Source organism: Nodosilinea sp. LEGE 07298, assembly GCF_015207265.1.
GTDB lineage: Bacteria > Cyanobacteriota > Cyanobacteriia > Phormidesmidales > Phormidesmidaceae > Nodosilinea.
Genome location: NZ_JADEXE010000340.1, coordinates 1 through 6,708, shown reverse-complemented (window position 1 = coordinate 6,708; position 6,708 = coordinate 1). Strand labels below are relative to the sequence as shown.

At 57.7% G+C, this 6,708-nt stretch carries 5 protein-coding genes; all 5 read left to right on the top strand.

Features of this window, described 5'->3' with window-relative positions; genetic code table 11:
- The first annotated feature begins 110 nt into the window (after positions 1-110).
- The 5 genes from IQ273_RS28675 to crtL all read left to right on the top strand — a co-directional run bounded on the left by IQ273_RS28675 (position 111) and on the right by crtL (position 6,470).
- Positions 111-1,319, top strand: coding sequence for an ABC transporter ATP-binding protein (locus IQ273_RS28675; protein ID WP_194026525.1), 1,209 nt, complete (start codon positions 111-113; stop codon positions 1,317-1,319).
- Positions 1,273-2,778: a mannitol dehydrogenase family protein gene (locus IQ273_RS28670; protein WP_194026524.1), complete on the top strand. Its 1,506-nt coding sequence runs from the start codon at positions 1,273-1,275 to the stop codon at positions 2,776-2,778. The genes IQ273_RS28675 and IQ273_RS28670 overlap by 47 nt, the downstream gene beginning before the upstream one ends.
- Positions 2,779-3,147: 369 nt before the next feature.
- Entirely contained in the window at positions 3,148-4,425 is a 1,278-nt protein-coding gene (gene corA / locus IQ273_RS28665) for a magnesium/cobalt transporter CorA (RefSeq protein WP_194026523.1), read from the top strand.
- A gap of 32 nt (positions 4,426-4,457) precedes the next feature.
- Positions 4,458-4,970 carry an adenine phosphoribosyltransferase gene (locus IQ273_RS28660; protein WP_194026522.1) on the top strand — a complete coding sequence of 171 codons (513 nt, stop codon included), beginning with the start codon at positions 4,458-4,460 and terminating at the stop codon, positions 4,968-4,970.
- Positions 4,971-5,240: 270 nt separating this feature from the next.
- Positions 5,241-6,470 carry a lycopene beta cyclase gene (gene crtL, locus IQ273_RS28655; RefSeq protein WP_194026521.1) on the top strand — a complete coding sequence of 410 codons (1,230 nt, stop codon included), beginning with the start codon at positions 5,241-5,243 and terminating at the stop codon, positions 6,468-6,470.
- Positions 6,471-6,708 lie beyond the last annotated feature (238 nt).

The window sequence follows — 6,708 nt, the reverse complement described above, 5'->3', positions numbered from 1 at the left end:
CCCCTTGCCCCTCCCTGGAGGGGATGGCGAAGCGAATATCTCAAAATCTGAGCTTATTCCGAAATCAGCTTAAAACTTTTTTTCTCCCATCAATTTAAGGTGAGCAACCCATGGCAACCGTCACGTTAAGAGACATCCATAAAACCTACGTCGATCACGAGGTGATCAAAGGCGTCGATTTAGACATCAACGACCAGGAGTTTGTCGTCTTTGTCGGCCCCTCTGGCTGCGGTAAATCGACGCTGCTGCGGATGATCGCGGGGCTGGAAGACATTACCTCCGGCGACCTGCTGGTGGATGGCGATCGCATGAACGATGTACCGCCCGACAAGCGAGGACTGGCGATGGTGTTCCAAACCTACGCCCTGTACCCGCACATGACCGTGGCCGAAAATATGGCCTTCAGCCTGCGCCTGGCAGGGGTTTCCAAAGAGCGCCGCATGGAGCGAGCGCGGGATGTAGCGCGGATTTTACAGCTGGAGCCCTTGCTCGATCGCAAGCCGGGCAAGCTCTCGGGGGGGCAACGGCAGCGGGTCGCGATCGGTCGAGCCTTAGTCCGCAATCCGAAGGTGTTCCTGTTCGATGAACCGCTCTCTAACTTGGACGCCGCCCTACGGGTGCAGATGCGCCTTGAGCTGTCGGGCCTCCACGAAAGCCTGCAGTCCACCATGATCTATGTCACCCACGACCAGGTCGAGGCCATGACCCTGGCCGACAAAATTGTGGTGCTTCAGGGCGGCGTGGTCGAGCAGGTGGGCTCGCCGCTGGAGCTGTACCACCATCCCCGTAACCTGTTTGTGGCCGGGTTTATCGGTTCCCCAAAGATGAACTTCATGTCGGTGCAGACCGTCGGCGTTCAGGATAGTGGCACCACCGTGCGGCTGCCCGGCGATGCCACTATCACAGTCCCTGTGCAGCCCCGGAGCCTATCGGCAGGCGATCGCGCTACCCTCGGCGTCCGCCCCGAACACCTCCGCATCGATGCCAACAACCCCACCCTGATGGGCGAAGTGCTGGTGGTCGAGCGGCTGGGTGGCGAGACCTACCTCTACGTCAAGATTGCCGGGGGTGACACCTTTATCGTGCAGGCCGATGGCGACAGTCGGGCCAACGTACGCGATCGCGTCCCCATCACCATCGATGGCAACCTGTGCCACCTGTTCGACCCCTCAGGGCTGGCGATTCCCAAGGCCGAGCGCCATCACCTCATCACTGTGCAGCACCACCCTGAAGTATCGCTAAAGCAAACCGAAGCACCGCTAGAGCAGACCTATGAACAGCAAAACCAACCCCACCCAATCCCTCGTCAAGCTGAATGAGCGCAACCTTTCTCAGTTGCCCGACTCGGTGCGGGTGCCCCGGTACGATCGCAGCGCCGTCACTCCCGGCATCGTCCACATTGGCGTGGGCGGCTTTCACCGAGCGCACCAGGCCCTATATATGGACAACTACCTGGAGCAGCACCCCGGCAGCGACTGGGCCATCTGCGGCGTCGGCCTGCTGGAGTTCGACCAGAAAATGCGCGATGCCCTCCATTCCCAGGACTGTCTCTATACCCTAGTGGAGCGATCGCCTGCTGGGGATGATGCCCGCGTAATCGGCTCCATCACCCAGTACCTGTTCGCGCCGGACGATCGCGAGGTCGCGATCGCCACCCTGGCTGACCCCCAGTGCCGCATCGTCACGTTGACCATCACCGAAGGCGGCTACTACGTGGTCGAGGGTACGGGCGAGTTCGACATCAACCACCCGACAATTCAGCACGATTTGCAGAATCCGGACCAGCCCTACGGCGTCTACGGCTTTCTCACCGCAGCGCTGGATCGGCGGCGGCAGCAGGGCATCGCGCCCTTTACCGTGCTCTCCTGCGACAATATCCAGGGTAACGGCGATATGGTGGGCCGCATGTTGACCAGCTTCGCCAAGCTGCAAAACTCTGACCTGGGCAACTGGATCGAGGAGAACGTCGCCTTCCCCAACTGCATGGTGGACCGGATTACCCCGGCGACCACCCCCGGCGATTTGGAGATGGTCGCCGATCAGTTCGAGCTTGACGACGCCTGGCCCGTGGTGGCAGAACCCTTCACTCAGTGGGTAGTCGAAGATCGCTTTTGCAACGATCGCCCCGACCTGGAATCGGTAGGGGTGCAGATGACCGACGATGTCCATCCCTACGAGATGATGAAGATCCGGCTGCTCAATACCAGCCACCTGCTGCTCGGCTATCTCGGTTCCCTCAAAGGCTACACCTACGCCCACGAGGCAATGGCCGACGACCAGATTCGCCAGGCGATCGCGCGACTGATGGATGAAGTCACCCCTACCCTGCACCCCGTTCCCGGCATCGACGTCAGCGAGTACAAGCAAACCTTGGTGGAACGGTTCTCAAATCCCAAAATTCGCGATCAGCTGGCCCGGCTCTGCCTCAACAGTTCTGCCAAGCTGCCTAAGTGGGCGCTGGAGTCGGTGCGCGATCAGCTCGAACGGGATGGCGCGATCGATTACCTCAGCCTCACCATTGCCGCCTGGTTCCGCTACCTCAACGGCAAGGATGACCAGGGCCAGGAGATGCCCGTCGATGACCCGATGGCCAGTACCTTGACGGAACGAGCACAATCCGGAGGCAAAGACCCCATGCCGCTGCTCAACCTGACGGAGATTTTCGGTGACCTGCCGCAATCCTCACGGTTTGTCGAAGCGGTGACGAATTATCTGCACCAGCTCTACGAATCTGGCACCCGGAAAACCCTGGATCAGCTGCTGGCGGTCGATCCCTAGTACTCGACGGCTGAAATATGCCCACCATTCCGACCCGCTTGGCTCCCTAGCTCCCCTGCTCCCTCGCGATTGGCAATAGTCGTCACACTTATGCCGCTGTCTACTAGTCCAATCAATGGAGATACGCTCTAGTGCAGTGTCAAAACTAAAAATGAGGATTCTTGTAGGTCGGGTGCAGCGGAGCGAAACCCAACAACAGTAAGCTTTGTCGGGTTCTGCTATCGCGCCACCAACCTACAAATTTAGGGTTGATGGGCCACTAGCCTGTCATTGAATGAATGCTTTACCTCTAAGGGGGCAGCCAAGGCTGTACCCCTTATGCTTTATGTAGCGAAAGTCTCAACGGCAAGCTATTTGGGGAGTAAGGCGATGTCGCAACGAAAACACTATTTAGAATCTAAATCTGAATCTGAATCTGAATCTGAGGTTCAGGCGACGGCCCATTCGCCCCATAGACCTGGACAATCAGGCGGTTCAGAGCTAGTTGGCCTTTCTGGTCCCCACTGCAACATCTCTTCCCCTGACCCTGGCAACCATGGTGATCACGACGCTATGTTTGAATACAGCTATTCACCCCCCGGCGCGCTTCCCGGCACATTGCGGATTCCCCCCGATGCCCTGCCCACAGAGCTATTTTTAATTGACTACGGCCCCGATGCCGTGCGCACCGCCACCATCGACCACCCCCAGGAGTGTAATGCCCTGGGGGTGAGTGACAGCGTGACCTGGCTCGATGCTCGCGGGCTGGGCACCGAGAAAACGATCCTCGAAATGGGCCAGACCTTTGACCTGCATCCGCTGCTGCTCGAAGACATTGTCAACGTTCCCCACCGACCCAAAATCGACTTCTACGACGACAAGATTTTAATCATTATGCAGATGGTGCGCTCCAAGCATACGGGCACTGGAGTGGGCAGCGAGCAGGTCAGCTTTGTGCTGGGTAAGGAATTTTTAATCACCTTTCAGGAAGAACCCGAGTGGGATTCCTTTGGTCCGGTGCGCGATCGCATTCGTCGGGGTACCGGCACCATTCGCCGCCAAAATGCCGCCTACCTGGCCTATGCCCTGCTTGATACCATTGTTGACAGCTTTTTCCCGGTGCTAGAGGTGATTGGCGAAACTCTGGAAGAACTGGAAGAAGAAGTAGTGGCAAATCCGACCAGCGCCACGATCGAAAAAATTCACCGCATGCGCCGGGGGCTAATGAAGCTGCGCCGCTACATCTGGCCCCAGCGCAGCGTGATCAACAGCCTCATCCGCGACAGCGACGAACTGGTGAGCCAGGAGGTGCGGGTCTACCTGCAAGACGTGTACGACCATATTGTGCAGGTGGTCGATATCATCGAAAACTATCGCGAAATTGCCTCCAGCCTGATGGATGTTTACCTGTCTTCCATCAACAACCGCATGAACGAAGTGATGAAGCTGCTGACGGTGATCTCCTCAATTTTCATCCCACTTACCTTCATCGCCGGGGTCTACGGCATGAACTTTAATACCGAAGCCTCACCATTTAATATGCCTGAGCTGGGCTGGTACTGGGGCTATGTGATCTGCCTGGGGGTAATGGGGGCGATCGCCGTGCTGCAAATCTACTTCTTCTGGAAACGCGGCTGGTTTGATAATTTCTCAGCGACACGCCGGTGATACCATAACAACGCCCATAACCCCGCACCCCAATGGATCTCAAAGCCCACATCCGCGACATTCCCGACTTCCCTCAGCCCGGCATTTTGTTCCGCGACATTACGCCGCTGCTGGGCAACCCCACCGCCATGCAGTACAGCATCGATGTGTTTGCTGAAAAGGTAGCCGAGTACCGCCCCGACTACATCGTCGGAATTGAATCGCGGGGCTTTATGTTTGGAATGCCGCTGGCCTACAAGCTCGGGGTAGGGTTTGCCCCAGTGCGTAAACCCGGCAAGCTGCCCGCCGCCGTCTACCAAGCTAGCTACGCCCTGGAGTACGGCAACGACACCTTAGAACTGCACCAAGACGCGTTTCCATCGGGTAGCCGAGTGCTAATTATTGACGACCTGATCGCTACCGGTGGCACCGCCGCCGCCACCGCCCAACTGATTGAGAAAACTGGCTGCACCGTAGCCGGGTTTGGCTTTGTCGTTGAGCTAGTCGGGTTAGACGGGCGGGCCAAGCTGCCCGATGTGCCCATCACCGTCTTGTTGCAGTATTAAATCGCCCCCAATTCGGTAGGACAACTGCCTTTTACCCTACAGGTTGGCCTTTATGGAATCAGGGTTGTGTGATTCGAGTTGGGTATCAGCACTGAATCATACTCGGCTGGTTGGTGAGGAGATGGGGGGATGGGAAGATGGATGAATTCAAAATTCTGAACTTTGAATTTTGCACTCTCCCTTCCTCACCTTCCTCATCTCATCACCTACAAGGGTCACAATCTTTGTAAGATAAGGTTTCACGGCAACCATTGAGGTGGCGAACAGTTCATGCAGGATGTGTTGGTCATTGGCGCAGGGCCAGCGGGGTTATCGCTGGTGGCAGCTCTGGCAGAAGCGGGGCTGGCGGTACAGGGGTTGGCCCTGAACGACCCGGCGCAGCCCTGGCCCAACACCTACGGCATTTGGGTTGACGAACTCGAAGATCTGGGTCTGGTGCAGTTTTTAGAGCACCGCTGGAAAGATTGCGTGGTGCATGTCAACAGCGGTAAGCTGCCGCTGCACCGCGAGTATGGCCTGCTAGACAGAGACCGTCTGCAAACCCACTGGCTAACCCAGAGCAACCAGCACCAGGTGAGCTGGCATCAGGGTAAAGCCTGTCAGGTCGAACACTTTCCCACCCATACTCAAATTACCACCGAGGCTGGAGACACTCTTTCGGCCCGTTTAGTGGTCGATGCCAGCGGGCATCGGGCGGCGCTGGTGCAGCGTCCGGAGGCGTCGGAGGTAGCCTTTCAGGCGGCTTACGGTATTGTAGGACGATTTTCCAAGCCCCCCACCGATCCTCAGCAGATGGTGTTCATGGACTTTCGCGACGACTACCTGCCCCCACGCGATCGCCAGGAGCCGCCTACCTTTCTCTATGCTATGGATCTGGGCGACGACGTATATTTTGTCGAAGAGACTTCCCTGGCTCACCACCCGGCGCTCCCAATGGAGACTCTAAAGCAGCGACTGTATCAGCGCCTGCGCCATCGGGGTATTGAGATTACAGACATTCACCACGTTGAGCAATGCCTGTTTCCGATGAATCAGCCGCTGCCCGATTTTACCCAGCGGGTGGTGGGCTTTGGTGGCGCGGCCAGTATGGTGCATCCGGCCTCGGGCTATATGGTGGGGGCACTGCTGCGGCGTGGTCCGGGGCTGGCCAAGGCGATCGCCGCCGCGCTCAGCTCACCCCAGACCACCTCGACCCAGGCCGCCCGCCAGGCTTGGGAAGCGCTATGGCCAGCCGAACGCGTCCGCAAGCACTATCTCTATCTCTTTGGCCTCGAAAACCTGATGGCCTTTGACGCGCCCCAGCTGCACCAGTTTTTTGCCGCTTTCTTTAGCCTGCCCATCGACGACTGGGCGGGCTTTTTGGCCGATAGTATGACCTTGCCCGAGGTGGTGCAGGCCATGATCGGGCTGTTTGGCCGCGCCCCCAACCCGGTGCGCCTGGGGCTGATGCGATCGGTATTTAGCCACGGCCACCTGTTGGGGCGCACCCTGATGAGCTAGTTAGAGAGATGACGTATACTCAGGGGTTATAACCAGTTCTACTAAGACTGCTAATAGTTATGAATTTGTTGTGGGCTGCTAAGGTATAGCCGGAGAGAACGAATCGGCTAACTTCTGAACCTAATGTGGGCAACCTGACTGTATTCCACGGGTAGCCGCGCCGTCTTTACCCGACTGTTGTACCTGTCGCTGTTGAGTCCATTATGGAGAATCCTTTCATGGCTGAGTTACCTAACGC